The organism is Thermoflexus hugenholtzii (assembly GCF_018771565.1).
In the GTDB taxonomy this organism is placed as follows: Bacteria; Chloroflexota; Anaerolineae; order Thermoflexales; family Thermoflexaceae; genus Thermoflexus; species Thermoflexus hugenholtzii_A.
Genome location: NZ_CP076326.1, coordinates 2,867,640 through 2,893,408 on the forward strand (window position 1 = coordinate 2,867,640; position 25,769 = coordinate 2,893,408).

The 25,769-nt window shown below is 67.7% G+C and carries 21 protein-coding genes; 5 read left to right on the forward strand and 16 right to left on the reverse strand.

Annotation, left to right across the window (positions count from 1 at the left end):
• Nucleotides 1-11: 11 nt before the first annotated feature.
• From KNN16_RS13005 to KNN16_RS13035, 7 genes are all read right to left on the reverse strand, one after another.
• Complete coding sequence (locus tag KNN16_RS13005) at nucleotides 12-1,604, reverse strand: ATP-dependent endonuclease (protein WP_303897428.1); 1,593 nt, start codon at nucleotides 1,602-1,604, stop codon at nucleotides 12-14.
• Nucleotides 1,601-5,179 carry a helicase-related protein gene (locus KNN16_RS13010; RefSeq protein WP_369685862.1) on the reverse strand — a complete coding sequence of 1,193 codons (3,579 nt, stop codon included), beginning with the start codon at nucleotides 5,177-5,179 and terminating at the stop codon, nucleotides 1,601-1,603. Before KNN16_RS13010 ends, KNN16_RS13005 begins: the two co-directional genes overlap by 4 nt.
• 195 nt (nucleotides 5,180-5,374) lie before the next feature.
• Nucleotides 5,375-5,812: a Zn-ribbon domain-containing OB-fold protein gene (locus KNN16_RS13015; RefSeq protein WP_299282778.1), complete on the reverse strand. Its 438-nt coding sequence runs from the start codon at nucleotides 5,810-5,812 to the stop codon at nucleotides 5,375-5,377.
• Nucleotides 5,813-5,825: 13 nt separating this feature from the next.
• Nucleotides 5,826-6,983, reverse strand: a complete 1,158-nt coding sequence (locus tag KNN16_RS13020) for a thiolase domain-containing protein (protein WP_299282775.1) — start codon at nucleotides 6,981-6,983, stop codon at nucleotides 5,826-5,828.
• A gap of 9 nt (nucleotides 6,984-6,992) precedes the next feature.
• The gene (locus tag KNN16_RS13025; RefSeq protein WP_303897433.1) at nucleotides 6,993-8,072 is read right to left on the reverse strand and encodes a hydroxymethylglutaryl-CoA synthase; all 1,080 of its coding nucleotides are present in this window, start codon (nucleotides 8,070-8,072) and stop codon (nucleotides 6,993-6,995) included.
• Nucleotides 8,073-8,842: 770 nt separating this feature from the next.
• The gene (locus tag KNN16_RS13030; RefSeq protein ID WP_303897435.1) at nucleotides 8,843-9,553 is read right to left on the reverse strand and encodes a DinB family protein; all 711 of its coding nucleotides are present in this window, start codon (nucleotides 9,551-9,553) and stop codon (nucleotides 8,843-8,845) included.
• Between the two features lie 5 nt (nucleotides 9,554-9,558).
• On the reverse strand, nucleotides 9,559-10,869 hold the full coding sequence (locus tag KNN16_RS13035) for a hydroxymethylglutaryl-CoA reductase, degradative (protein ID WP_303897437.1): 1,311 nt from the start codon (nucleotides 10,867-10,869) through the stop codon (nucleotides 9,559-9,561).
• A gap of 202 nt (nucleotides 10,870-11,071) precedes the next feature.
• Between KNN16_RS13035 and KNN16_RS13040 the strand changes: the two genes are divergently transcribed.
• Genes KNN16_RS13040 through KNN16_RS13055 form a run of 4 tightly spaced genes read left to right on the forward strand, consistent with a single transcriptional unit; the run spans nucleotide 11,072 to nucleotide 14,157 of the window.
• Nucleotides 11,072-12,409 carry a hemolysin family protein gene (locus KNN16_RS13040; protein WP_299282764.1) on the forward strand — a complete coding sequence of 446 codons (1,338 nt, stop codon included), beginning with the start codon at nucleotides 11,072-11,074 and terminating at the stop codon, nucleotides 12,407-12,409.
• Between the two features lie 40 nt (nucleotides 12,410-12,449).
• On the forward strand, nucleotides 12,450-13,208 hold the full coding sequence (gene rph / locus KNN16_RS13045) for a ribonuclease PH (protein ID WP_299282762.1): 759 nt from the start codon (nucleotides 12,450-12,452) through the stop codon (nucleotides 13,206-13,208).
• Complete coding sequence (locus KNN16_RS13050; RefSeq protein WP_303897441.1) at nucleotides 13,205-13,918, forward strand: hypothetical protein; 714 nt, start codon at nucleotides 13,205-13,207, stop codon at nucleotides 13,916-13,918. Before rph ends, KNN16_RS13050 begins: the two co-directional genes overlap by 4 nt.
• A complete protein-coding gene (locus tag KNN16_RS13055) occupies nucleotides 13,909-14,157 on the forward strand; it encodes a hypothetical protein (RefSeq protein ID WP_299282757.1) in 249 nt (82 codons plus the stop codon). The genes KNN16_RS13050 and KNN16_RS13055 overlap by 10 nt, the downstream gene beginning before the upstream one ends.
• Before the next feature lie 4 nt (nucleotides 14,158-14,161).
• Here the strand turns inward: KNN16_RS13055 and galE are convergent, their stop codons facing one another.
• The 6 genes from galE to KNN16_RS13085 form a co-directional block, all read right to left on the reverse strand.
• A complete protein-coding gene (galE, locus tag KNN16_RS13060) occupies nucleotides 14,162-15,136 on the reverse strand; it encodes a UDP-glucose 4-epimerase GalE (protein ID WP_303897443.1) in 975 nt (324 codons plus the stop codon).
• 33 nt (nucleotides 15,137-15,169) lie between these two features.
• The gene (locus tag KNN16_RS13065; RefSeq protein WP_303897444.1) at nucleotides 15,170-16,639 is read right to left on the reverse strand and encodes a glycosyltransferase; all 1,470 of its coding nucleotides are present in this window, start codon (nucleotides 16,637-16,639) and stop codon (nucleotides 15,170-15,172) included.
• Entirely contained in the window at nucleotides 16,636-17,460 is an 825-nt protein-coding gene (locus tag KNN16_RS13070) for an adenylate/guanylate cyclase domain-containing protein (protein WP_303897447.1), read from the reverse strand. The genes KNN16_RS13065 and KNN16_RS13070 overlap by 4 nt, the downstream gene beginning before the upstream one ends.
• 402 nt (nucleotides 17,461-17,862) lie before the next feature.
• The gene (locus tag KNN16_RS13075) at nucleotides 17,863-20,181 is read right to left on the reverse strand and encodes a transglutaminaseTgpA domain-containing protein (RefSeq protein ID WP_303897449.1); all 2,319 of its coding nucleotides are present in this window, start codon (nucleotides 20,179-20,181) and stop codon (nucleotides 17,863-17,865) included.
• Nucleotides 20,160-20,963 carry a 5'/3'-nucleotidase SurE gene (surE, locus tag KNN16_RS13080; protein ID WP_299282744.1) on the reverse strand — a complete coding sequence of 268 codons (804 nt, stop codon included), beginning with the start codon at nucleotides 20,961-20,963 and terminating at the stop codon, nucleotides 20,160-20,162. Before surE ends, KNN16_RS13075 begins: the two co-directional genes overlap by 22 nt.
• The gene (locus KNN16_RS13085) at nucleotides 20,945-21,883 is read right to left on the reverse strand and encodes a RimK family alpha-L-glutamate ligase (RefSeq protein ID WP_303897454.1); all 939 of its coding nucleotides are present in this window, start codon (nucleotides 21,881-21,883) and stop codon (nucleotides 20,945-20,947) included. Before KNN16_RS13085 ends, surE begins: the two co-directional genes overlap by 19 nt.
• 174 nt (nucleotides 21,884-22,057) lie before the next feature.
• Between KNN16_RS13085 and KNN16_RS13090 the strand changes: the two genes are divergently transcribed.
• Nucleotides 22,058-22,282 carry a YtxH domain-containing protein gene (locus tag KNN16_RS13090; protein WP_303897455.1) on the forward strand — a complete coding sequence of 75 codons (225 nt, stop codon included), beginning with the start codon at nucleotides 22,058-22,060 and terminating at the stop codon, nucleotides 22,280-22,282.
• Nucleotides 22,283-22,305: 23 nt separating this feature from the next.
• Here KNN16_RS13090 and KNN16_RS13095 read toward each other — a convergent pair whose 3' ends face one another.
• From KNN16_RS13095 to murA, 3 genes are all read right to left on the reverse strand, one after another.
• Entirely contained in the window at nucleotides 22,306-23,880 is a 1,575-nt protein-coding gene (locus KNN16_RS13095) for a penicillin acylase family protein (protein WP_303897457.1), read from the reverse strand.
• Nucleotides 23,881-24,043: 163 nt separating this feature from the next.
• Complete coding sequence (locus tag KNN16_RS13100) at nucleotides 24,044-24,469, reverse strand: S1C family serine protease (RefSeq protein ID WP_299282732.1); 426 nt, start codon at nucleotides 24,467-24,469, stop codon at nucleotides 24,044-24,046.
• A gap of 3 nt (nucleotides 24,470-24,472) precedes the next feature.
• Nucleotides 24,473-25,765 (reverse strand): UDP-N-acetylglucosamine 1-carboxyvinyltransferase, encoded by a 1,293-nt coding sequence (gene murA, locus KNN16_RS13105; protein ID WP_303897460.1) that lies wholly within the window; start codon nucleotides 25,763-25,765, stop codon nucleotides 24,473-24,475.
• Nucleotides 25,766-25,769: the final 4 nt, after the last annotated feature.

Sequence of the window (25,769 nt, forward strand, 5' to 3'; positions counted from 1 at the left end):
CTCGTTACCTTCTACTGCGGTTCATTCTCGGTTTCTCTGCGCACTCTATATGCCTTCTGAACTATATTCGCGATGCGCTCAGGAATGTCTTTCACATCCATTTGGTCGAAGTGGTCCAGAGCAGCAAGCGCATTCCCCTTTTTCTCTGCCTGCTTCCTGGAGATTCCCGCAACTTTGTGGAAGTTCGGACTCAACACCTCTACTTCTCCTAAATTCTTATCCACGAGCCTCTGAATTTCTTGATTCAGCTTGTCGTATTTTGAGTCCTCATCGTGTAGCACAAAGTAATGAATGCCAAATGCGTTAAGGATCTGGATATAAAGAGGCAGATTACCCTTTGATCCGCAGTCAATCACACTCACGGCTGGATCAAAGCAGCCCAACTTTTTGGCCAAGAATGGGAGGACGGCCTTCTCTGTTTCTCCCTCGACGAGAACAACTTTTTGGGCGAAGAACAGCTCGCTTCGATCGGGATTCACCCATGCTGCCATATGGAAACGGCGCTTACGGTTCTCGGCATCCTGCCCAGTGAAGAGATTTTGTGTGCACTGCTTCACTTGCGTTCCTTCCTCTGGACTAGGCTTGGTGAGGATGGCAATTCTTCCATAGTCCTCCAGGTCAATGAAGTGGGTCGAGTGCGTGCTGATGAACACTTGGTAGTTCTTATCTTTCGCAATGTCTACAAGGGATGCCATGAGCTGGCGCTGGGCGTGCGGGTGGAGAAAAATTTCCGGTTCCTCTATAGCAAAGAACACAGAATCTGGGACGCGTCGCCGAGTGGAAGCCCCGCTCAGTCCGAGAGATTCCGCCCAAACGCGCACCAGCTCGAACAGGACAGCTCGTTGAAGACCATGACCTTTCCTCTCCGGAGGTGTTTCAACTCCGTCGTCCAAATGTAGCTGTGTGCTAAGCTCAAGGAGTTTTTCAATGTCTAGAGGGGTAATGTTTATCTTAACCTTTGTATTCCAGGAACCCAACCTAGAATTCAGTTTTTCCTCGAGCCATGCGAGTGCTCCTGACTTTTTTGAGAGAATCTTTCGAATCTGCTCTGTGGCCTCGCTAGAATCTTCTTCTTGAGAATCTTCTTCTTGCTCGACTATTATCTTCATAGCAAGCCGAAGAATACGTCCGAAGAAGGCAGTAGTGCGGGTCTCGAGCTCCTTGCTCAGTTCCCGGACCGCCGGGATAAGGAGGAACTCGGGTAGGCCCCCACCACCTATGGTATTCTTGGGAATTGTTTGCCAATGGTCCGACTTTTGGACGTGCCCTTTGTATTCGATTTCAATCTTTCCATCCTCTCCAAGCTTAGCGATTTTTTGAATTCTGATCGTCTTATCATCGCTAAGATATTCGCGAAATGTGCTCTCTTCCTGCTCGGTCAGACGATCGAAAGTCATCTCCACCCAAAGCTCATCTTCTGAGCGGAATGAGAAGAAGTCCTCAGGATTGGGTTTGGCAGATGCAGACAGCCCGAATTCGATTGCGCGTAGAATATTGGACTTTCCACTGTTGTTTGGCCCCACGAGAACGAGCATGTCGGGAACTTGTATCGTGAGATCCTTGATGCTGCGATAGTTATGAATGCGCAGTTGACGCATCTTCATCGCGGTTCCTCCGCTCGTGTAATCAACTCGGCGAAGTCATAGTTGACGCTCGTCACCCCGAAGTCCGGCTCCCGCCGGAAGGGACGGCGGAGGTAGTGAACGCGGTGGCGTCCGTCGCTCAGGAATTCCACGATGGCCAAGATGTAGTCGTCGGGTTTGTTGAGGGCTGTAAGGATCTCATTGCGGGTAACCGTGATCACATCCGCTCCGCTCTCCCGCCCCTTCACCTCGATGAACCGGAGCCGGCCGGTTCGGGGGTCGCGACTCTCGATATCATAGCCCAGGTGCTCGGACTCCCGGTCCACGGGCTCGTAGCCCAGGCGCCGCTCGATCTCCATCACGATGGCCCGTGCCCGGGCGGCGATGGACTGCGTGTCGACGGTGTGCGCCTTCCCCGACATAGGCCTGCCCTGCATCCTCGCCAGAAGGCCGGCGGGCACGACGACGAAGCCTCCCATCACCACAGGTGGAAGGGGAGAGATCTGGGCCTCGAGGTCCAGTTGTTGCAACCGCCTGTGCAGCCGAGCGGCCAGCTCATCCGCCCGACGGCGGGCCTCCTGAGAGTTGAGGCGGGCGTTCGGCTTCCCCGCCTGCTCCTGCAGCCGCAGCTCCTCCGCCCGGTGGTCCCAGTAGGCGATCTCCTTGGTCAGGCGATCTTTCACGGCAGCCCGGGTCTTCTCAATCCACTCCAGGCGACGCCGGCGCACTTCCTCCAGATGCTCCGGCACCACCCGGGTTACCGCATACTCGACGGCTCTGGCCTCCAGATCCTGTGTGATCCAGCTGCACTCCGGACGGACGAGGATCTCCTCGGGCCGCGGTTCGTCCTCGCGAAGGGGGCGGTAGTCCAGGTAGGGGGCGTAGGCCGCGTTGCGGGCGTTGCCGTTTGAATCCAGCTCCACATACAGCATCCGGCGGGAGATCACGCGCCGCTCGCCGGTCCGGGTGACGCTGGCGTCCTGGATCGCGTGCTCCAGATAGAAGATCACCCGAGGCTGGTCACCCGGGTCACGGTCGTCCACGAGCACTGTCCCCTGGCGAAGCAGGTCCCGATAGCGCTCCAGGATCAAGTCCACAACGGCGTCCAGAAGCGGATGGCCCGGGCAGATGAAAGCCGCGAGAGGTCGGCCCAGCGGAGCAACGAGCTCCTTCTCAAAGGTGATGCGTTCGTAGCGGTGGAGGATGGGCTCCCTGGTCCCGATGAGACGGTCGCGGTGCCGCAACGCGGCGGGCACGTGGGTCACCTCGTAGCGCCGGGGCTCCCGCTGGCGGATTGTGCCGCCCAGGTGCCGGAAGGCCTCCAGGAAGAAGGACTCGATGTAGTGAGGCTGCAAGCGTCTGGCTTGCGCTCGCTCCAGATCTTCCCGGATGCGGCGGAGCCGTTCAGAGTCGATGATCTCATGGGCCAGAGCCCGTTCTTCCACCAGGTTCTGCAGGTGCTCGATATCCAGAGCCCGGTCGATCGCCCGGGAGAGCCTGGCCTTCACCTCCGGTCGCTCGCCGTAGCGGATGGCTTCGATGAGCAGCTCCCGGAGGGGGCAGCCCTCGAACTGCAGTTTGCCCAGGACGTCAAAGACCTTGCCCCCTAAGGCTTTACGCGCTTCCTCCAGTTTCTTCAACAGGGCGTAGTAGACGTCGCCCTCCCGCGTCTCGATCGCTACCAGGTTCCACAGGTGGCAGACCTCTGTCTGGCCGATGCGGTGGATCCGACCGAAGCGTTGCTCGATGCGGTTGGGATTCCAGGGCAAGTCGTAGTTGATCATCAGGTGCGCCCGCTGCAGGTTGATGCCTTCGCCTGCCGCGTCGGTAGCCACGAGCACCCGGACCTCGGGGTCATGCAGGAAAGCCTCCTGGGCCTTGCGGCGCTCCTCGCGGCTCATGCCGCCGTGGATGTAAACCACCGCCTGAGGCCAGCCGAGGAGCGTGGAGATCCGTCCCACGAGATAGTTCAGGGTGTCGCGGTGTTCGGTGAAAATCACAAGTTTGTGATAGGGGGAAGGCACAGGCCGGGGAGGAGGTGCCTCGCCGTATGCCTCCTCAGGCTCTGCGAGCTGTCCCCGAATGGCGGCAGGCGTGAACAGTTCGCTCAGAAGGTTGGCGAGCTCCCGCCACTTCCGATCCTCGCCGCTGGCCCGAACGCGCCAGGCCAGAGCCTCCAGCCGTTTGAGGGTGGTGATCTCCGCGTGAAGCTCCTCAATGGTGCGGGCCGCTGTCGCCTGATCCAGGACCTCTTCTTCTTTCTCGGTGACCTCTGCCTCCGGAGCCTCCTCCAGCTCCTCGATCTCCTCCGGATCGATCGCGGGGCTGAGGGCCGCAGGCATCGCTACCTTCCCACCTCGCTGCAGGAGGTCCAGCTCCCGCAGGCGGCTTTCCAGTCGCTCGCGTCGCCGCCGCAAGGACTGGTAGATGGCTTCCGGGCTTGACGCGAGCCGGCGCTGCAGAATGGTGAGCGCCCATCCGACGGTGCCCCTGCGCCTCTCGTCGTCCAGGGCATCGGCGCGGTCGAACTCTTCCCGGACGTACTCCGTCACTTCCTTATAGAGCCGCGCCTCCAGGTCCGAGAGCCGATATGGGACGGTATGGGCGAACCGATCGGGGAAGAGCGGAGTGCCATCGAATCGAACGAGCTTCTCTTTTACCATCCGGCGCATGAGATCCGAGACATCCACCTGATGCACGCCGCTTCGGAAGCGACCCTCGAATCGATCTCCATCCAGCAGGGCCAGGAAAAGCTGAAAATCCTCTTCCTTTCCGTTGTGGGGTGTGGCGGTGAGCAGCAGGAAATGTCGGGTGATACTGGAGAGGAGCTGGCCGAGTTTGTAACGCTTGGTGTATCTCACTTCGCCTCCAAAGAAGGTAGCCGACATCTTGTGCGCTTCATCCACCACGATCAGGTCCCATCGACACTCCGGCGCCGACAGCTTCGCCTGCACCGATTCATCCCGGGCAGCCTTATCCAGGCGCACGATCACAAGGTTGTTCTCCAGGAACCAGTTTCCTGTACGCGCCGCCTCAAGTTTGTCATTCGTCATGATCTCGAAAGGCAACTGGAAGCGATGATAGAGCTCGTCCTGCCATTGCTCCACCAGGTTGCCCGGGCAGACAACCATGCAACGTTGCACATCGCCTCGGAGCAGCAGCTCTTTGATCAAAAGCCCTGCCATGATGGTCTTGCCTGCTCCGGCGTCATCAGCCAGCAGGAATCGCAGAGGCTGCCGGGGAAGCATGGCCTCATAAACAGCTGTGATCTGGTGAGGCAGGGGCTCCAGGAGGGAAGTGTGAACAGCCAGCAGCGGATCGAAGAGATACGCGAGCCGAATCCGATAAGCCTCCGAGACAAGGCGAAACAGGGATCCATCGCCCTGGAAGCTCCAGGGGCGACCGGCTTCGATCACCTCCAAACGTGGTTCATCATCTCGGTAGAGCAGAACCTGACCCACCCGACCCGTGGGATCCCTGTAAGTGAGCTCCAGGGCGTCCGAGCCGAACCAGCGGATGCTCATCACGCGAACATGCGCATCGGGAAGGACTCCTCGTATCCAGGCGTTCGGTCGCAGATCTTCAAGCCTCGCCACGGCTATACCCCTTTCGGGCAAACGCAGCAGGAGCGATAGAGAATCCTCACCCTGAGATTAGTATGGAGGGCACGGATCAGCTTGTCAACAAACAAGAAGAGAGACCCCAGAAGGGGGCGTTACGCCCTCCTGCCGCCTGTGGCGGGGCTGCCGCCTCCGCCGTCAGGAGGCGGCAGCCCCGGGTGCTTCCCGCAGTCAGGCGGTGGCGGGGACCGGCTGGGCGACCTGGGGGACCGCGGCCCGCAGGACCGGGCGGAACTTGTAGCCGTAGGCGATCACGCCCCGCTCCCCCTGCCGATGGAGGACGCGGGTGACCATCTCCACGGGCATGCCGATGTAAACCTCCTCCGGCAGCACATCGGTGAGCATGGCCGAGACCAGGGGACCCTCTTCCAGCTTCACGAGGGCCACGACGTAGGGGGCCTGGTCCTCATAGCCGGCGGGAGGCTCATAGACCACCGTGTAGGAATACACCTCCCCGCGGCCGGAGAAGGGATAGGGGGTGCGGGCCGGCCGCTGGCACTCCGGACAGATGTCCCGGGGCGGGAACAGGCGCGCCCCGCAGCCTTCGCAGATCTCTCCTTCCAGGACGTAGCGTTGCCGTCGTCCTCGCCAAGCGCGTGCCGGATGCATGGGAAACCTCCTTTCAATCCATCGCTTCCAGGATGTGGGTGATCACCGTGGCGCCGGTGCCGCCGATGTTCTGGGTCATCCCCAAACGGGCATGGGGGATCTGGTTCGGGCCCGCCTGGCCCCGCAGCTGCAAGACCGCCTCCACGATCTGATAGAGGCCGGTGGCGCCCACCGGATGCCCCCGGGCCTTGAGCCCGCCCATGGTGGCGATGGGCAGCCGCCCCTCCCGGAAGATCGCCCCCTCCAGGGCCAGGGCCACCCCGCGCCCGCGGGGGGCAAAGCCGCTGGCCTCCAGAGAGAGGGCCGCCATGATCGTGAAGGCATCATGCAGCTCGAAGAAGTCGATGTCCTCCGGGCCCACCCCGGCCTGCTGAAAGGCCCGATGGGCGGAGAGGGCCACCGCCTCCAGCCAGAGCGGATCCCGTCGGTCATGCAGCGCCACGGTGTCGGTGGCGACCGCCGAGGCCCGGATGCGCACCGGGCGCTCCTGGAAGGCCCGGGCTTCCTCCGCCGGGCACAGGATCACCGCCGCCGCCCCATCGCAGACCGGCGAGGCATCGAGCAACGTGATGGGATCGGCGATCATCCGGGCCGAGGCGAAGGCCTCCGCCGTGATGGGGAACCGCAACATGGCATACGGGTTGTGGACCGCGTTGCGATGGGCGTTGATGGAGAAGGGGGCGAAGTCCTCCCGGCGGTAGCCGTGTTCGTGCATGTAACGGCGCATCAGCAGGGCGTTGAGGGCGGTGAAGGTGAGCCCGTGCACCGCCTCGTATTCCGCGTCCGCCGCGGTGGCCAGGGCCGCGGTGATCTGCTCCCCGGAGGCGTCGGTCATCTTCTCCACCCCCACCACCGCCACCCGGTCCGCCAGCCCGCCGGCGACCATGGCGTAGCCCAGGCGCAGGGCCGCCGCGCCCGAGGCGCAGGCGGCTTCGACTTTCATGGCCTCCACGCCGTGCATCCCGGCGAAATCGGCCACCAGCGCGCCCAGGTGCTCCTGGGCCTCGATCTGACCCGAAAGCATGTTTCCGACCAGCAGGGCGTCCACCCGCTCCACCCCAGCGTCCCGCAGGGCGGCCTCCAGGGCCTCCAGGGCCAGCTCCCGCAGCCCCCTGCCCCAGTGTTCCCCCACCGGGGTCTGACCGATGCCGATGATGGCGACCTCTCGCATCGGACCTCCTTATCCTTCCGTGTCCATCACGATCTTGCGGCGATAGCGCGCATACGTGGCGTAATCGATCACGACCCGCCGGGCGATGTAATCCCGGGTCCGAGGCGCCCGGCCCCGGCGCTCCTGGATGGCCTCGGTGACCACAAAGGAGAAAGCGTCGGATCCCGCTCCGGAACCGAAGGAGACCGCCAGGATCCGATCGCCGGGTTGAGCCTCGTCCAGGATGGCCGTGAGCCCGATGAGACAGGACCCGGCATAGGTGTTGCCGATCTCATCCACCAGCAGGCCGGTCCGGATCTGCTCGGGGCGGAACCCGAGCATCGCCGCGACCTTCTGGGGGAACTTGACGTTGGGCTGATGGAAGACCGCGTAGGCGTAATCCTCCGGCCGCATTCCCAGGGCCTCCATCAGGCGCCGGGCGGCCTCGGTGATGTGATGGAAGTAGGCGGGCTCGCCGGTGAAGCGCCCTCCATGCTCCGGGTAGCGGGCGTGGGCCCGCCGCCAGAAGTCCGGGGTGTCCGTCACGTAGGAGAGGGAGCCCTCCAGGACCGCCAGGCTCTCCTCGGCGGGGCCGATGAGGAAGGCCGCTCCCCCGGCCCCGGCGGTGTATTCCAGGGCGTCCCCCGGCCGTCCCTGGGCGGTGTCCATCCCGATGGCCATGGCGTAATCCGCCATCCCGGAGCCCACCAGGCCCACCGCCGCCTGCATCGCCTCGGTCCCCGCCTTGCAGGCGAACTCCCAGTCGCCGGCCTGCACGAAGGGCGTGGCCCCGAGGGCCTCGGCGACGATGGTGCCGCTGGGCTTGACCGCATACGGGTGGGACTCGCTGCCCACCCACACCGCCCGCAGGCGGTTGGGCGGGATGCCCGCCCGGGCCAGGGCGTTGCGGGCGGCTTCGATGGACATGGTCACCACGTCCTCATCGGGCCCGGGCACTGCTTTCTCCCGGATGGGGGGCGGCTCCGCCCCGCCGGTCCATAGCCGGGAGATCTCCACGCCCGGCAGCCGGTAACGGGGGACGTAGGCGCCGTAGCCCACGATCCCCACCGGCCGGGCCGGCTTCATGATCCGATGGCCGTTCTCCAGCATCGGAAACCTCCGATCGGTGACTGTTCGCTCGTTTCTTCGCCGGGACGGGTCCACAACGGAAGCGCCATCAAACGTCGCGGCGAAAGGTGCCGAAATGGATTTCGGCTTACTCAGGAGGGGCTTTCGCCCCGCGCTTGGGCTTCGATCCTGTCAGGGTCGCGAAGGTCGCGGCGGAAGCCGCTCCGGCAACTCCCAGCCTCTGGTTTTCGATGACGGAAAGGTCGCGGCTGAAGCCGCTCCTACGAAAATCGGTTTTTGGTAGGAGGGGCTTTCGCCCCGAACCCCTTTGTCTTCGATGACGCAGAGGTCGCGGCGAAAGCCGCTCTGATAACTCTGAACCTCCGTCCTCGATGACGGAAAGGTCGCGGCTAAAGCCGCTCCTACAGACGTTGATCCTCCTGTAGGAGGGGCTTTCGCCCCGAACCTCCGTCCTCGATGACGCAAGGGTCGCAATGAAAGCCGCTCCGATAACTCCCAACCTCCGGTTCTCGATGACGCAAGGGTCGCGGCTAAAGCCGCTCCTACAAAAAGATGGTTTCTGTAGGAGAGGCTTTCGCCCCGAACCTCCCGTCTTCGATGACGCAAGGGTTGCGACGGAAGCCGCTCCGGCAACGCCCAGCCTCTGGTTTTCGATGACGGAAAGGTCGCGGCTGAAGCCGCTCCTACAGGATGGTTTCCCCCATTCGTGTATTCGTGCTCCCGATTCGTGGACGGCCCCTTATCTCTCGTCATCATCGGTCGCGGCGGAGGCGGCTCCCACCCCATTGCGTTCAGGGGCCGGGTTCCCAGCCCAGCGCCCGGCGCAGCTGATGGAGATGGGCGATGTGGTCCCGCTCGTGCCACGCCGCCCGGCGCAACACCTTGCGGGGGGACCAGAACTCCCCCTCCACGCCGACCACGAGGGACCGGCCGATCCAGTCCTGAAGGGCCTGCTCCAGGGCCCGGCGCACCGTCTCCAGGTGCGCCCATACCTCGGCGGGGGGATCCTTCACCTCCCGTCCTAAGCGGCTGAGATACCAGTTCTCCCCCCGGGCCACATGGCGCAGGACTCCCCGCATGGACCATCGCTGGCCGGGCAGCACGGTATCCAGGACCGGGTCGGGCAGCCCGGCCACCGCCGCCTGCAGGTCCTTCCGGGAGGCGGCCAGCACCTGCAGGGCGAATTCCACCTCCTCCTCGGTCAGCGGCCGCCAGTCGTCCAGGAACCAGGCGTTGATCTCGCGGGTGCCGCCCCGCTCGAATCGCTCGTTGATGGTGTAAACCTCGAAGATCTCCACCACCCGGAAATCCTCCGGGACACCCGGGCCGGCGGCGGGGATGCCATGGGCGCCCAGCCAGGCGAAGTAGTCTCGAATGGCCTCGGGGATCCGGGCCAGGACCTCCCGTTCGGTAGGGCCGAAGGCGAAGCAGCCCGGGTAATCCAGGACCCAGGCCAGATGCCCGCCTTCCGCGCCGCGCTCCAGACCCACGCGATAGGGCACCGGAGTTATCCCCCTTTGTGGATTTCCCCTGCCTGAGCCCGCCAGGCCTGCAGCAGCTCGCGAGCGCGGGCCAGGCGGATGTTCCCCTCCGCCACCATCTGATCGGCGATGGCATCGATCTCGGCGCCGGTGGCGCCGGCGGCCATGGCGATCTGCCGGGCGTGCAGGGCCATATGCCCTCGCTGGATCCCCTCCGTCGCCAGGGCCCGCAGGGCCGCCAGGTTCTGGGCCAGGCCCACGGCCGCCATGATCTCGGCCAGCTCCCGGGCAGAGGTGACGCCCAGGATCTTCAACGCCACCCGGGCCAGCGGATGAGCCTGGGTGGCTCCCCCCACGATCCCCACGGCCAGGGGCAGCTCGATCCGTCCGCACAGGGCGCCGGTTTCGTCCTGCCACCATTGGGTGAGGGGACGGTAGCGGCCGTCCCGGGCGGCATAGGCGTGGGCGCCGGCCTCGATGGCCCGCCAGTCGTTGCCGGTGGCCAGGGCCACGGCGTCGATGCCGTTCATGATCCCTTTGTTGTGCGTCGCCGCCCGGTAGGGATCCACCTCCGCCAGGGCCTGGGCCTCCAGGATCCCCCGGATCACCTGATCGCCCGGCAGCTCCGGCGTCCCCAGGGCCTCCGCCGGGATCCGCACCTCGGCCCACGCCCGCCGGCGGTCCGCCAGGTTCGAGAGGATGCGCAGCACCACCCGCCCTCCGGTCGCCCGGGCGATGAGGGGAGCCACGGCCTCGCAGACCGTGTTGACCGCGTTGGCCCCCATCGCGTCCCGGACGTCGTAGAAGAGATACACGACCAGCATCGGCCCCACTGGGGACTCGGGGAAGGAGGCCACCTCCAGGCCGCGGAAGCCGCCGCCCCGGGCCACGATGGAGGGGGTCGCCGCCTCCGCCACCACCCGGACCTCCTCCTGAAGGTCCTCCACCGCCCGGGCCGCCGCCGAGAGATCGGGCAAGTCCACGACCTGAATCTGGCCGCGCATGAGGGGCTCCTCGCTGCCCGCCCGGAACCCACCCCCTGCCCGGGCCAGCCGGGCGGCGTGGGAGAGGGCGGCCACCACCGAGGGCTCCTCGATCACCATCGGGATCAGGACCTCCCGGCCGTTGACCTGGAAGTTCACCGCCACCGCGAACGGAAGGGCGAACCGGCCGATCACGTTCTCCACCATGTGATCGGCTTCTTCTAACGTTAAACCCCCGCTGTTCAGCCAGGCCTGCTCCTCTGGGGTCAGGCCGGCCTGTTCGGCCACCCAGCGGGCCCGCTCCGAGAGCGGGAGGCGATAGAACCCCGGATAGCGAGATGTGCGCACGGACATAGCAGAGGGAATCTTACCGGGGGGGAGCTGTCAAAACCTCTCAGGATCCACCGCCCATCCCTCTCCGGAAAACGGAGCCCGGTTCTCTAACCGGCTGCCAACGCCCTTGGGATCGGGGGTGTTGGGGGATTTGACCGCAGCCTGCAATCGTGCAAAATCGAAATGACCGCACACTTCTGAGGGAGCGGGATCTCCGGGACGGATGATGGACGACAGTTCTCTATTGCTACGCTGGCTGGTGGTTTTCGGCCTGATCGGCCTGAACGCGTTTTTCGCGGCGGTGGAATACGCCGTGGTCTCGGCCCGGCGGAGCCGCATCGCTGTGCTGGCGGAGTCCGGAAATCTGGCTGCGCGGACCGCCCTGCGCTGGCTGGAGGACGCTCGGCATCGGGACGAGATCCTGGCCACGGTGCAGGTGGGGATCACCATGGTCGGGCTGGCCCTGGGCTGGTTCGGGGAACGCACCCTCGCGGCCACCCTGGACCGCCTGTTGCGCCTCCCTCCGCCCGCCCCCCTGGTCCGCAGCCTCCTTCAGGTCCTCCCGCTCCTCCTGAACCTGACCTTCATCCTGGGCCTTCAGATCGTGCTGGGGGAGCAGGTGCCCAAGATCGCCACCCTGCGGGCCTCCGAGCGTGTGCTCCTGGTCGCCCTGGGCCCCATGCGGGTGATCTACTGGCTCCTGCGCCCGCTGGTCTGGCTGCTGCACCGGGCCACTGACCTGGTGCTGCGCGCCCTGCGGATCTCCGCGGACGGTTATGGGATGATGTATACCATTGAGGAGCTGAAGCGGATCGTCGACGAGTCGGGGGAGGCCGGGCTCCTGGAGCCGGAGGCGCAGGAGATCCTGGAGGCGGTGTTCGACCTCGGGCAGATCCCCGCCCGCCAGATCATGGTGCCCCGGACGGAGATCGTGGCCGTCCCCGCCGATGCGTCCCTCGACCAGATCCTGGAAGCCGCCATCCGCACCGGCTACGACAAGTTCCCGGTTTACGAAGGAGATCTGGACCACATCATCGGGGTGGTGCATCTGCGGGAAGCCCTGGCCGCCTGGCGCGACGGACGACCCGTCCGGGCCCGCGATCTGTGTCGCGAGGTGATGGTGGTGCCCGACTCCATCCGCGTGGACGACCTGCTCCGCCAGTTCCGGGAGCGGGAGGAGCACCTGGCCATCCTGGTGGATGAATTCGGAGGGACCTCGGGCCTGGTCACGTTGCGGGATGTGCTGGAGCAGCTGGTGGGGGAGCTCCACGAGCGGATGGAGTCCAGGGAGCCGGACGTGGTGGCCATGCCCGATGGCTCCTATCTGATCAGCGGGTTGCTTCCGATCCAGGAGGTCAACGAACGGTTCCAGCTGGACCTGCGGGATCCTTACTATGAAACCATCGCCGGGTTCGTGCTGGGCCGGCTGGGCCGCATCGCCCGGGTGGGGGACGAGGTGGAGGCCGGCGACGTGCGCCTGCGGGTGGAGGCCATGGACGGTCTGCGCATCGCCCGCCTCCGCCTGATCCCCCGGCGGGCCCTCCCGGCCTCCGCCGGATGAGGACGACAGACCTCAGCGACCCGAACGGAGGAGGGAGCGGATGCCCCGACCGGACGGCCGTTCGAACGACGCCCTGCGACCGGTTCGCTTCCGCCTCGGTTTCACGGAATACGCGGAGGGCTCGGTGTGGATCGAGGCCGGGCGCACCTGGGTGCTGTGCAACGTCACCGTGGAGGAGAGCGTCCCCCCCTGGCTGAAAGGGCAGGGCCGGGGCTGGCTGACGGCGGAATACGCCATGCTGCCCCGGAGCACCCACACCCGGACGCCCCGGGAGGCCGGGTTGCAGAGCGGGCGGACGAAGGAGATCCAGCGCCTGATCGGCCGAAGCCTGCGCGCGGCCCTCAACCTGGAGCACCTGGGGGAGCGCACCCTGATCGTGGATTGCGACGTGATCCAGGCGGACGGCGGCACCCGCACAGCGGCCATCACCGGTGGCTACGTGGCCGTCGTTCTGGCCCTGCGCCGCCTGATCGCCGCCGGCCTCGTCCCCCCCGAAGTCCTCCGCACGCCCGTCGCCGCGGTCAGCGTGGGGATCGTGGAAGGGGAGCCGCGCCTGGACCTGTGCTACGCGGAGGACAGCGTCGCCGAGGTGGATTTCAACGTGGTGATGACCGGGGACGGACGCTTCGTGGAGATCCAGGGGACGGCGGAGGGGCGGCCCTTCACCGCGGAGGAGTTCGCCGCGCTGATGGAGCTGGCCCGCAAGGGCATCGCGGCGCTGCTGGAGGCCCAGGCTCGGGCGCTGGCGGAGGCTCCCGAACTTCCCCCCTGGCCTTCGGGTCCGGAGGGAGCCCGATGAGGGCGCTCTTCGGGAGGCTGTTCGTCAGCCTTCTCGCCGCTTCGCTCCTCAGCGGTTGCCTCACCCTGAGCGTTCACACGCGGCTGCGGGCCGACGGCGCGGCGGAGCGGACGGTGGCGGTGGCGGTGGACCGCGTGCTGCTGCAGACCGCGGCGGTCCAGCCCCTGGAATCCCTGGGGCGCATGGCGGAGGCTTCCGGGTGGGGCGTCGAGCGGTTTCGGGACGCCGCCCGGGACCAGGAGGGGATCCGCCTGCGCCGGACGCTTTCTTCCCTGGAGGATCTGAACCGGCTCCCCGAGGGCGATCCCCTGGCCGGCCTGGAGCGCATCACGGTGGAGCCCCAGGGGGATCTCCAGGTCCTCACGGCCACCCTCTCCATCGCGGGCATCCTGGAGCGCCTGCGGATCGCTGCGGGGGAGCCTTCGCTCTCCCCGGAGGATCTCTCCTTGCTGCGGGCGGCCGGGTTCCGGCTGCGTTATGAGCTGGAGCTCCCCGGTCCGGTGATCGATTACGCGCCGCGGGGCAATGCGCAGGTGGACGGGCGTCGGATCCGCTGGGAGGTGCCGCTCAGCCCCGATCAGACGACGGTCACCCTGCGGGTCACGTGGCGGCCGATTCGCTCCCTGCCCGTCTGTGCCGGCGGGATGATGGGGCTGCTTCCCTTCCTGCTCCTGCTGGCCCTGAGGATGCGAAAGGAGGGATGGCTGTGAGGATGGAGGGAGATGCCTCCCCGGAACAGCCTCCGGTGATGGCCTGCCCGCGGTGCCGGGCGATGGTGTCCGCACGCTCGAACAAGTGCCCGGTCTGCGGGGCCCGGCTCTCCTCGCCGGAGCGGATCGATTTCCCCGGCCTGACCCTGGCTTTCCTGGTTTACCCGGTGCTCGCCCTGGCGATCGCCTGCACGGCGCTGGTGCTGTGCGTGGCGTTGATCCGATGGCTGGGCCGGTAGTCTCTTACTCCGGGTATCCGTGGGGGTGCGCCTGCATCCAGCGCCAGGCGCTGGCCACGATGTCGATCAAAGTGTGCTCCGGCGTCCAGCCCAGATCCCGGCGGATGGCCTCCGGGGAGGCCACCAGCATCACCGGGTCCCCAGGCCGGCGCGGCCCCTCCCGGGCCGGGATGGGGTGGCCGGTCACCCGCCGGCAGACCTCCAGCACTTCCCGGACGGTGTAGCCGGTCCCCGTCCCCACGTTGTAGACCATCGCCGGCCGCTCGGAGAGGGCCTCCAGGACCAGGAGGTGGGCCCGGGCGAGATCCACCACGTGGATGTAATCCCGGATGCAGGTCCCATCGCGGGTGGGGTAATCGGTCCCGTAGATCTCCACGTAAGGCCGGCGGCCCAGGGCCACCTCCAGGATGCGGGGGATCAGATGGCTCTCCGGCCGATGATCCTCCCCCCGCGTCGCCGTGGCCCCTCCGGCGTTGAAATAGCGCAGCGCCGCGTAGCGCAGGCCCCGGGTTCGGTGCAGCCACCCCAGGATCCGCTCGACGGTCGCCTTGGTCTCCCCGTAGACGTTCACCGGCCCGATGGGGGAAGACTCCGTCAGGGGCTCCGGGGCGGGGGCGTAGACGGCGGCGGTAGAGGAGAACACCACCCGATCCACCCCGCCGGCCAGCAGGGCCTCCAGGAAGGTGATGGTGTGGGCCACGTTGTTCCGGAAATACTTGAAAGGCTCCTCCATGGACTCGCCGGCCTCGATGAAGGCGGCGAAGTGCATGGCGGCCTGGCAAGGCCACCGGCGCAGGGTCTCCACCACCCGTTCCCCGTCCCCGATGTCCCCATGGACGAACCGCGCGCCCTCCGGGACGGCGGCTCGGAAGCCGTGGCACAGGTTGTCGTAGACCACCACCTCATGGCCGGCCTCGAGGAGGAGCTCCGTCACGATGCTGCCGATGTAGCCGGCTCCGCCGGCGACCAGGATGCGCATGGATCTCCTCCGGGGAGAGATGGACAAGCGGATTCAGCGGGGGAACGGGCCGCTTCGATCCGCTTCTTTGAGCGGGGCGCGCGCCGAGGAGACGGCCTCCCGCGCGGGTGGGGCGGGGGAGAGGCTGAAGCCAGCGACGATCCCGTAGCTGAGGGCATAGCAGAGCAGGAAGGGCACGACCCCGCCGAGATCGTGGCGCCATGCCCGCCAGGCTAAGAGCAGGGCGTAAAGGGCGAAAGCCCCCTCGATCCAGCCTATCGGGTCCATCTCCGACTCGCCCCGCGCCGCCCGCTCCCCCTTGGGCGTCCGCTGGAACTCCGAGGGAAGGCCGAGCAGGGCCTCGATGATGGCGCGGGTGTTGCTCAAGGTGAGGCCCGTCCCGATCACGAACAGGACCGGGATCGCCCAGAGCCGACGGGGCCAGTCGGGGTAGAGGGCCTGCTGGCTGAGGCCATACATCAGGGGCACTGTGAGCAGCCCCAGGCCCAGGATCACCGTCCACTTCGGGCGCTCCGCGGAATGGCGCAACAGGGGACCGGAGAGCAGCAACAGGAGCACTCCCAGCAGATGGGTGAAATATCCGCCCAGATGGAGGGTGGCCACCACCCGCTTCCACCACGGCCAGCGGCTGCGCCAGATCCGGCCGATCAGCTTCCGGAACGTCTGGGTGGTCCCCTTGGCCCACCGGAACTGCTGGCTCTTGAAGGCCGGGAGGGTAGGGGGGATCTCCCCCGGGACCGCGACATCGGGGACGAAGACGATGCGCCAGCCGGCCAGCTGGGCCCGATAGCTGAGATCCAGGTCCTCCGTCAGGGTGTCGGTTTCCCATCCGCCGGCGGCCTCGATGGCCTCCCGCCGCCACACGCCGGCGGAGCCGTTGAAGTTCACAGGCAGCCCGGCGGCGGAGCGGGCTGCCTGATCGACCATGAAGTGCGCGTCCAGCATCAGGGCCTGGGCCCGGGTGATCCAGGACTGGGAGGCGTTCAGATGGTCCCAGCGGGCCTGAGCGGCGGCGATGGTGGGGTCGGCCAGCAGCACCGGGATCATGCGCTTCAGGAAATCCGGCGGCGGGACGAAGTCGGCGTCGAAGATGGCGATGAACTCGCCCCGGGCCCGTCGCAGCCCGTAGGCTAATGCCCCCGCCTTGTAGCCGTTCCGGTTCGGGCGCCGCAGCAGCTCAACGGGATAGCCGAGGGCCTGGTAGTGGACGACCAGCTGCTTGACCAGCTGCGCCGTCTCGTCGGTGGAATCGTCCAGGACCTGGATCTCCAGGCGGTCCCGCGGATAATCCAGGGCCACCACGGCTTGCAGCAGGCGCTCCACCACGCTCCCTTCGTTGTAGATCGGCAGCTGCACGGTGACGAAGGGCCAGGTCGAAGGGTTCGCGCGGGGGACCGGGCGACGCCGTCCCCACAGGCTGAGCCCGCACAAGATCAGGATGTAAAGGGCATACAGGAACAGCAGGGCGCTGATCCCCAGGCTGGCCGCGGTCATGAGCTTCATGGCGTTTCCTCCCGGAACCCCAGGAATCGATAGACCGGCACCACCTGAGCCCCTCCCCGAACCGGGAAGATCGGCAGGGCGCGGGCTTCGATCCGATCCCGCACGCGCTCGAACACCGCTCGGCTGATCATAATCTGTCCGGGCGGCGCTGCCTCCTGCAGGCGCCGCGCGTAATTGACCGTGCTCCCCACCAGGGTATAGGTCTGGAACTCACGGGTTCCGATCGGCCCGAGGACCGCCTCGCCGAGGTGCACGCCGATGCGGTAACGTCGGCGGTGCTCCGGGGGGAGCGCGGCGTGCAGATGGAGCACCTCCTGCTGCATCCGCCACGCCGCCCGCAGGGCCCGATACGGATGGTCCGGCAGCTCGAAGGGAGCGTTGAACCAACCCAGCACCGCATCCCCCATAAATCGATCCACCACGCCTCCCTCGGCCCGTATGCAGGCCCATGCGAGCTCCAGATAGCGGTTCAGCAGGGGCACCAGGGCCTCCAGGGGAGTGCGCTCGCACAGCTCCGAGAAGCCGTGGAGGTCCACGAAGAGGACGGTGACCTCGCGCCGGATGGGCGTCGGGTCCTCCGGGCCATCCGCCCGGATCAGATAGGCCATCAGGTCGGGATCCAGCATGGGGGCAAGCCGCCCGATCTCCCGGTGGACTCTCGACCGCAGGATCTCCACCAGATCCCGACTGGTCCGCACGAGCTCGACCGGCGAATCCGGGCCTGCCGCGGAGCGGGCAAGGGCCCGCTCCGCTTCCCCCAGGTATTCCATCAGGCGGTCCAGCAACGAATCGAAGGCTTCTGTTTCCCTCATCCGTTCCATCCCGGCTCCTCCGGTCTCCCCCCGCGATGGATCCCCATCCGTCCTTCTGCTCCCCAGCTCCCCGCGGAGGGCGGATTCCACCCCGGTTCTTCCTGGAGGAGGGGCTTCCGCTCCCCATCCTTAGTTTTCGATGCCTGTAGGGGTCGCAGCGGAAGCCGCTCCTATATGGGCGATTTTTCGTAGGAGGGGCTTTAGCCCCGAACCTCTTCGTGGACGGCCCCTTACCCCTCGCCATCATCGATCACGGTGGGAGCCGCTCCTCCGGCACGGGTCCTCCGGTGGGATCCCCTGAATCCCTGTTTTCGTTTTCGATCCCGGAGGGTTCGGATTCGAGCCCCCTTCTCATAATACACCCCGGAGAGCGATGGGGGCTCTCCCCGCGGATGGCGCGGGATCCCGGCCTCAGCGGGCGAAGGGCGGCGAGGTGGGAAGCGTCCGGCTGCGGAGGGCGGAGATCCATCGAGCCAGGGCCGATCGGAGGCGCCCCCGGAGCCCGTAGAAGAGAAAGGCCAGCCACCAGCCCCGAGGGGCGGATCCCGGAGGGAGCGGGCGTCGGCCGAACCGCACGGCCGTGTAGCGCTCAGCGATCTGCCTCATGGTCTCCGCCATCTCCGGCGCCAGCGCGGCCAGGTGCCGAGCGCGCTCCATCGGGGTCCAGGAGGCCGGGAGCCGGATCCCCAGCAGCCGCGCCGCGCGGTTCATCCACAGGTAATCCCGGGCGGCGGGAGAGAGCCGGCGCAGGCGGTGCCGATCGCGCAACCAGAGGACCAGCCCCAGCATCCCCAGCGATCCCATCAGGCCCGCTGTGAGCGGGCCGATCGGGAACTGCGGCGTGTGGGGCAGCGGAAGAGCCTCCCCGGGCTGGATATCGAAATCCTCGGCCAGCAGATTGCGTCGGGTGGGGGTGGGTTGTGGCGCGCCGGGAGTGGGCCCTGCGGCGGGGCTCGCCGGAGGCGTGGGGGTGGGCGTCACGGGGCGCTGGGGGCGCAGGATGGGCGGCTGGGCGGCGGTGGGCTCGAATTCCACCCAACCGTAACCGGGGAAGTAGATCTCCACCCATGTGTGGGCGTCCCGCTGTCGCACCCGATACCGCCCATCGGGCATCCACTCGCCCTGGGCGTAGCCGCTCACCACGCGGGCGGGGATCCCCAGGGCCCGCGCCATCACGGCCATCGCCGAAGCGTAATAATCGCAGTAGCCCTGGCGGATGTCGAACAGCACATAGGACACGCCGTCCCGGCCGGGCGGCGGGGCCGGGATGTTCTCGTTGTATCGGATGTTGCGTCGCAGCCAGGCCTCCAGGGCCGCTGCCTTGTCGTATGGATTGTCCGCGTTCGCTGTGATCCGCTCCGCCAAGCGCCGGATCCGGGGATCCAGGTTGGGCGGCAGCTGCAGATACCGCTGCACCCATTCCGGGTAAACCGTCCCCGCCTGACGCAGGCTCTCCACATCCGGGATGGGGACCAGGGAGATGGCCTCGTAGGTCTGCTGGGCGCCGAAGGGACGGGGGCTGCGGATCCCCATCAGATCGTGGGCCTGGGCCGTGAACCGGCCCTGCACGAGGGTGGGGAGGCTGACGGCCACCGGGTGCTGAGCGGCGAAGATCAGGGTGTTCCCGGGCAGATAGACGGTGAAGGTTTGCGTCACCACCGCCCGGCCCTCCCACAGCGGGCGGGCCGTCAGGGCGGTCATCGGGGCGCGGCTCTGCTCGTCCTCCCCTGAGGAGAGCCAGCCGTTGGAGGTGTAGACGTCATAGACCATCCCCCGCCAGTAGCGGGCCGGCCCCTGGGCCCGCACCTCCATCACCACCGTGTCGCTCAGCCGCCGGGGCCCGCCGAAGGGCAGCGTGCGTCCCAGGGGGCTCACATACGCCGGGCGCTGGGAGCGCAGGGAGCTGAACAGCCGGTTGAACGTCTCCTGGCTCCGGCGCAGGGGCCGGCTCACCTCGCTCCAGACCCGGGAGGCCGTCTCGCTGGGGCCGGCCGGCGGGAGGATCCAGGCGAGGGCCAGGGCCAGCCCGGCGATCAGCAGCCCCGCCCGCAGCACATCCACGCCGAGATCCGGGACGAACCACACCCGCTCCCGCCGCCAGCGCTGGCTCTGCTCCTCATAATGCACGGTGGCCAGCCAGAGCAGCGCCCCCAGCAAATAGGTGATCAGGAACAGCGTGAGAGGGCGCGGGCCCAGATAGTAATACGCGTTGATGAACGCGATCAGCCCGGCCGGCACCAGCGCCCGCCACGACCGGATGGTCCGGAAGGAATACCATGCGCTGCTGCTGGCCGCCAGCCAGATCAGGGCCCCCATGATCACCACGAAGGGCAAGGGATCGCTGCCCCGCCCGCCCCGCACGGCTTCCATGGCCCACACCGTCATGCGGTAGCCCAGCCATTGGAGCTTCAACGACCAGGTGGGGACCTGGATGAGGCGGGCGCTCAGGTAGCCCACCCAGACCGTGCCGTAGCCGATGTTGAGAAGAAAAGCCACCGGGCCGGGGAACCGGGAGATGGCCAGCAGCCAGCCGATGAGGAGCCCTCCGGCTGCCACCGAAGGGAGGATCTCCAACCCGTCGGCCCACCCCGCCAGCGTCACCGTCCACGCGGCGGACCCGTGGATCAGGAGCAGCAGGAACAGCATCCAGAGGGTCCCCACAGCCCCCCGGGGAACGGCCGGGACCCCCACCGGCCTTCCGGGGATCCTTACCTCGCTTTCTCCCACCATCGATGCAGCTCCTCCAGGGAAACGCGGGACGTGAGATCCAGGCTCAGCGGGGTGACGGAGACCACCTCATCCACCACCAGGGCGTAGATGTCCGAATCCGGCTCCAGACGCTCCCGATCGATCTCCACCCGATATCCCAGCGGGCCCGGGTCGGTGGGGCGCCGGCGCATCGGGCGGACGGGGACGAAATACCGCTGTCGCGAGAGGCGGGTCCACCGCCAGGGGGTCTCCGGCGTGGCCCGGGCCGGGACGTCGATCTTCAGCACGTCGACGTCGAAGGGCAGGGCCTGGCGGAGGGCGGCGCGGGCGAAGAGGAGGGTGAAATGCGCCGCGGCCCCGAAGTCGATCTCCTCGGAGTATCCCAGGTGATGCTCCACCGGGGTCTGCAACGACACCGCCAGGGCCGGGATCCCGAAGCTGGCCGCCTCCAGGGCCGCTCCCACCGTCCCCGAGATGGTCACTCCGGAGCCCACGTTCTCCCCGTAGTTGATGCCCGACACCACCAGGTCCGGCGGACGGGGGAGGATCTCCAGGATGGCATGATCGACCACTTGCGCAGGGGTTCCCTCCACCGCGTAAGCCCGGATCACTGTGCCGTTCGCATGGATGATCTCCGGGTAGATCCGGCCCTCCGAGGTGGCCGGCATGCAGCGTCCGGCACCGGACCATTGATCCACCGGGGCGACCACCACAACCTGGCCCAGGGCTTGCAGGGCAGCGGCAGCGGCCCGCAGCCCGGGGGATCGGATCCCGTCGTCGTTGGTCACCAGGATGAGCGGCATCGCATCCTCCCGACGGCCTCGGCGATCCGCTCGGCGATCCCCTGCAACACCTCGTCCGGCACCCCCTCCGGGGCCAGGGATTGCGGGCGCGTGTCGATGGGATCGTTGACGTAGTCGATGCACAGGAAGCGCCCCGCCTCGTCCAGGGCGATCTCGCTGGAGAACAGGTGAAGCCCGCAGACCGCCGCGATCCGACGCCCCAGCTCCCAGAGCGCGTCCAGGCCGCAGGCGATCCGCTCTTCCTCCTTCACCGGCGCATACCGGTGGGTGGTCGGATCCCACCAGCAGGGGAACACCTGATCCACCGCATAAAGCACGCGGAACCAGGCCGGGCGCCCGTCCAGCCGGCGGGGGCGCACGTAGGCCTGGACCAGAATCGGTTCATCGGGGAAGGCCGTGCGCAGGGCGTTCAGGTCCTCCGGATCGGTGATCGTCCGCACGCCCTCCCCGCCGCCCCCGAAGGCGGGCTTGGCGATCCACGGGGGTTCCCCCAGCCCTTCGGGCCAGAGCGTCCGGGGGTCGGCTTCCCACGGGGGGAGGATGGCGGTAGGAGGGGTGGGGAGCCCCGCTTCGACGAACCGCCGGTGCATCGCCGCCTTGTCCCATGCCGCCCGCGCCCGCTCCGTTGGGTTCAGACGGAACACCCCTGCCGCCCGGGCCCAATCCACCAGGGCCTCGAAGTCCTCATCCCAATCCGAAGCGCGGTCCAGGAAAACCCCGCATGTCCACCGCCCATCTGCGGCCCGCTCCAGGATCTGGGGGAGATCCGCCGGCGTGACCTCGGCCACCGAGAGGCCGCGGCGCGCGCAGGCCTCCCGGATCATCCGGATGAACGGCGCATCGTATTCCCAGTTCCAGGCGATGGCCAGATCCACCCGCTCGATCTCGATGTCGCTTCGAATCGCCGGATCCTTCAACATCTCGCACGCTCACGAAGGATGGGGATCCTCCCGTTGTGTCTCTCCATCCTGATGATAACACGGCCGGAAGCGCAGAGCGATCTTTCCGCGCATGCGAAGGGGCCGGAGGGGAGCAGCGGTCTGGGTTACAATATCCGCGGAGGTGGACGTTCACATACCTGCGGAGAGATCTTCATGCGCCGTGGGCTTCTCTGGATTTATGGGTTTCTGGTGGGGGGGCTGATCGGCGCCGGCCTGGCGCTGCTCTGGGCTCCCTGCTCCGGGCCGGAGCTGCGGGAGAGGATTCGGAGCCGTTGGCAGCAGGTCGTGGAGGAGGGGCGGCAGGCCGCCGCCCAGCGTCGGGCGGAGCTGGAGCGCGAGCTGGCCGTCCTGATCCGACGAGCCCCTCCGGAGTCCTGAACAGGGGCGGTCGCCTTCCTCCGCTACGGCCACCTCCACCAGACCGGCGTCGGGGCGATCTTCAGGATCACGTGGGACGCCTGCTGCACGGTGAGGGCAGGCCAGAACGCCGTGGCGAAGGGTCGCACGGGATCCACGGGGGTCGGCCAGGGGGCGCTCTCATCGCCGCCGAGCGGGATCTCCGCGCGGATCGGCCAGCCTGGGATCCGCACGGTGGCCGCGTGGGCCTTTCCCCATTCCCAGATGGTGTGCAGATCCCCATATCGCCGTCCGATCTCGGCCAGCGCCCGCCGGTAAGCCACCGCCTTCAGCTCCCGGACCTCGTTTCCCTGAGCCTCCCAGAGGGCCTGCGCAGCGGCCCGGAGGCGCTCCGCCGGCCGTCGGGCGAGCAGCCGTCGCAGGTTCTCCTCCCCCACCGCCGGTCCCAGCGCCGTGCGGATGATCTCCCATCGCCAGGCCTCATAGACGAGGGCGGAGGGGCTCTTCACGTCCAGCTGTCCGTCCCAGCGGGCGAGCATCCCATGCACCCGCCGCTGCAGCCAGTCCTCTGGGGTCAGGGCGAGCAGCGCCTCGCGATCCGGCATCGCGGGCGGCGCGCAGCGGGGCCATGCGTCCTTTCCCTGCCAGGCCCAGAGGGGGGACTCCCCGCTTTCCCGGATGATGCGGACGGAGAGCTCCCCCAGGGCATCCAGGACGTCTCCGGGGCCCGGCTTCGGCTCCAGCTGGGCGCCCTCCGCCTGGCGGATGCGCGCCAGAGCCCCCGGGATCCCGGGCCAGCGGAGGCGGACGCCGTCGTTCACCCATACCGGGCGCCACGGCAGGGGGAAGACCGGGGCGGCCATCGCGTGCAGGCGGATCCCGGCGTCCTCCTGGCACGTTCGGAAGAGCCCGAGCTCGGGGGCCGCTCCCACCGCCGCCCAGGCGCGCCATGCCGCCTCACGCCGCGCGACGTCCGGGGCCGGCGTCGCGGACGACCAGCGGGGATCTTCCAGGGCGGCGCGTGGAGCGGGAGGGAGGTGCCGGAGGGCGGCCGCGATCTCGGCCTCCATCCAGCCCGGATGGGCCAGGGCCAGGCCCGCCGCCACCGCCAGGCTATCCCGGGGCTCCCAGGGCCGGGCGAGGGGATCCGAGGGGAGCCGGCGGATCATCGGGATCCCCATCCGCCAGGCGGTGTTCACCCCTGCGGCGTAGGCTTCCAGCCGGGACCGGGTCTCTGCGTCCAGGGCCTCCCAGGCCCGGGCGATGACGGGGGCGAGGCGCTCCCGGGCCCAGGCGTCGGCCTCGGCCGCCTCCGGCCCGATCAGGGCCTCCAGCTGGCCGTAGGCCGCCGCCCGCCGCAGGATCAGCAGCGGGGCGGCATCCAGCCCATCCAGGACGCCCTCCGCGAAGGCCTGATCCCGCGGCGAGCCGGCCTCTATGCGCCACTGGGCTGGGCCCACCGCATACAGGGTGATCTTTCCCTCCGGTCCCTGCAGGGTCAGGACGGAGGGCGCGTAGCGGGCGGACCCGATGGCGAGAGCCCCGGTGAGGATCCCCAGGGCCAGGGCCAGACTGAGGAGGCCCATCGCGCGGGGGAGAGAACGCCCGCTCCGAGCCATCGCTCCCATCCGCGTCTCCGGCCGATGAATGATTCGGGTGGGACATCGTGATCGGGCCCTGCCCCCTCGGATGGGCGCAGGGGATGGTCAGCCGGACCCCAATGGGGGCTGTTTGCTCCTGCGAACGGACCCGGCGGTTCGTTGCTTCCGCGCTGCCCAGCGCCTAAGGGGCTCGGCCCAGGGTGACGGAGAGCGTGCGCTCTTCCCCGTCCCGGATCACCGTCAGGCGCACCGTCTCCCCGGGGCGATGGCGTCGGAGCGCATCGGGGAGAGGATGACGGTCGTCCACCGGCTCGCCGTCCACGGCGGTGATCCGGTCGCCGGGGCGCAGGCCGGCTTCCTCGGCCGGGCTGTTGGGGAGCACCTGGAGGATCCGCGCCCCATCGCGATCATGGGTCACCATCACCCCCAACCAGGGGGTTCCAGAAGTGGGCCCGGGGGGAGTCGGAGCGCCCACGCCCCGGCCGATCAGATAGCCGGCCAGCCCGCCCACCGCCAGGCCGATGCACCCGCAGGCCACGGCGATCAGGATGAGCGCGGCGATCCAGATCCACATGCGGTTCCGGAGGTCTTGAGGCGAGTTGCCCATGGCTCATCGCTCCACCCGTTCGATGGCGGCGCCCAGGGCTCGCAACTTCTCGTCCAGGCACTCGTAGCCCCGATCGATCTGCACGATGTTGCGGATGACGCTGGTGCCCTCGGCGCAGAGGGCGGCGATCACCAGGGCCATCCCGGCCCGGATGTCCGGGCTCTCCAGCCGCTCCCCATGCAGAGGGGAAGGGCCGTGGACCAGACAACGGTGAGGGTCGCAGAGGACGATGCGCGCCCCCATGGCGATGAGCTTATCCACGAAATAGAGGCGGCTTTCGAACATCTTCTCGTGGAAGAGCACCGGCCCCACGGCCTGGGTGGCCACCACGATGGCGATGCTCATCAGATCCGCCGGGAAGCCGGGCCAGGGCGCGTCCTCGATCTTGGGGATATGGCCCCCGATGTCCGGGATCACCCGGAGGGGCTGCTCCGGCGGCACGTAGATGTCTTCCCCATGCACCTCGAAGTGCACCCCCAGGCGCCGGTAGACCAGCTGCACCATCCGGAGGTGCTGGGGGACCGCGCGACGGATCCAGACCCCATCGCCGATGAGGGCGGCCAGCCCGATGAACGAGCCCACCTCGATGTGATCCGACTCGATCTCCCACTCTCCGCCTCCCAGGCGATCCACCCCGTGGATCACCAGGGTGTTGGAGCCGATGCCCTCGATGCGGGCGCCGAGGCGGTTGAGGAAATGGCAGAGGGCCTGGACGTGGGGCTCGGAGGCGGCGTTGCGCAGGACGGTGGTGCCCCGGGCGAGGGCCGCGGCCATGACCGCGTTCTCTGTGGCGGTCACGCTGGCCTCGTCCAGGAGGATGTCCTGGCCCCGGAGCCGGCCGGGGGCCCGGAGCCGGAAGATCCGGTTCACCTCATAGCGCGCCCCCAGGGCCTCGAAAGCCAGAAAGTGGGTGTCCAGGCGGCGCCGGCCGATCACGTCGCCTCCGGGGGGCGGCATCTCCACATCACCGAAGCGGGCCAGCAGCGGCCCGGCCAGCAGGATGCTCGCCCGGATATCCCGGCAGAGCTCCGGGTTCAGCGGCCGGGGCCGCACATCCCGGGTGTCGATGCGCAGGGTGTGCGGGTCCAGCTCCTCGATCGTCGCCCCCAGCTCGCTGAGGAGCTGCACCATGGTGCGGACGTCGCGGATGCGGGGCACGTTGCGCAGCACCACTGGCTCCTCGGCGAGCAGAGCGGCCGCGATCAGGGGGAGGGCAGCGTTCTTGTTGCCCCCGGGGCGCACCTCCCCCCGGAGCCGCCGCCCTCCCTCGATCACGAAACAGGCCTCTCGGGTCATCCCC

Excerpts from the sequence above, each read along its gene's own strand:
- KNN16_RS13005 (WP_303897428.1), bottom strand. The coding sequence starts at position 1,604 with ATGAAGATGCGTCAACTGCGCATTCATAACTATCGCAGCATCAAGGAT.
- KNN16_RS13015 (WP_299282778.1), bottom strand. The coding sequence starts at position 5,812 with ATGCATCCGGCACGCGCTTGGCGAGGACGACGGCAACGCTACGTCCTG.
- KNN16_RS13020 (WP_299282775.1), bottom strand. The coding sequence starts at position 6,983 with ATGCGAGAGGTCGCCATCATCGGCATCGGTCAGACCCCGGTGGGGGAA.
- KNN16_RS13025 (WP_303897433.1), bottom strand. The coding sequence starts at position 8,072 with ATGCTGGAGAACGGCCATCGGATCATGAAGCCGGCCCGGCCGGTGGGG.
- KNN16_RS13035 (WP_303897437.1), bottom strand. The coding sequence starts at position 10,869 with ATGTCCGTGCGCACATCTCGCTATCCGGGGTTCTATCGCCTCCCGCTC.
- KNN16_RS13040 (WP_299282764.1), top strand. The coding sequence starts at position 11,072 with ATGATGGACGACAGTTCTCTATTGCTACGCTGGCTGGTGGTTTTCGGC.
- rph (WP_299282762.1), top strand. The coding sequence starts at position 12,450 with ATGCCCCGACCGGACGGCCGTTCGAACGACGCCCTGCGACCGGTTCGC.
- KNN16_RS13050 (WP_303897441.1), top strand. The coding sequence starts at position 13,205 with ATGAGGGCGCTCTTCGGGAGGCTGTTCGTCAGCCTTCTCGCCGCTTCG.
- KNN16_RS13055 (WP_299282757.1), top strand. The coding sequence starts at position 13,909 with ATGGCTGTGAGGATGGAGGGAGATGCCTCCCCGGAACAGCCTCCGGTG.
- galE (WP_303897443.1), bottom strand. The coding sequence starts at position 15,136 with ATGCGCATCCTGGTCGCCGGCGGAGCCGGCTACATCGGCAGCATCGTG.
- KNN16_RS13065 (WP_303897444.1), bottom strand. The coding sequence starts at position 16,639 with ATGAAGCTCATGACCGCGGCCAGCCTGGGGATCAGCGCCCTGCTGTTC.
- KNN16_RS13070 (WP_303897447.1), bottom strand. The coding sequence starts at position 17,460 with ATGGAACGGATGAGGGAAACAGAAGCCTTCGATTCGTTGCTGGACCGC.
- KNN16_RS13075 (WP_303897449.1), bottom strand. The coding sequence starts at position 20,181 with ATGGTGGGAGAAAGCGAGGTAAGGATCCCCGGAAGGCCGGTGGGGGTC.
- surE (WP_299282744.1), bottom strand. The coding sequence starts at position 20,963 with ATGCCGCTCATCCTGGTGACCAACGACGACGGGATCCGATCCCCCGGG.
- KNN16_RS13085 (WP_303897454.1), bottom strand. The coding sequence starts at position 21,883 with ATGTTGAAGGATCCGGCGATTCGAAGCGACATCGAGATCGAGCGGGTG.
- KNN16_RS13090 (WP_303897455.1), top strand. The coding sequence starts at position 22,058 with ATGCGCCGTGGGCTTCTCTGGATTTATGGGTTTCTGGTGGGGGGGCTG.
- KNN16_RS13095 (WP_303897457.1), bottom strand. The coding sequence starts at position 23,880 with ATGGCTCGGAGCGGGCGTTCTCTCCCCCGCGCGATGGGCCTCCTCAGT.
- KNN16_RS13100 (WP_299282732.1), bottom strand. The coding sequence starts at position 24,469 with ATGGGCAACTCGCCTCAAGACCTCCGGAACCGCATGTGGATCTGGATC.
- murA (WP_303897460.1), bottom strand. The coding sequence starts at position 25,765 with ATGACCCGAGAGGCCTGTTTCGTGATCGAGGGAGGGCGGCGGCTCCGG.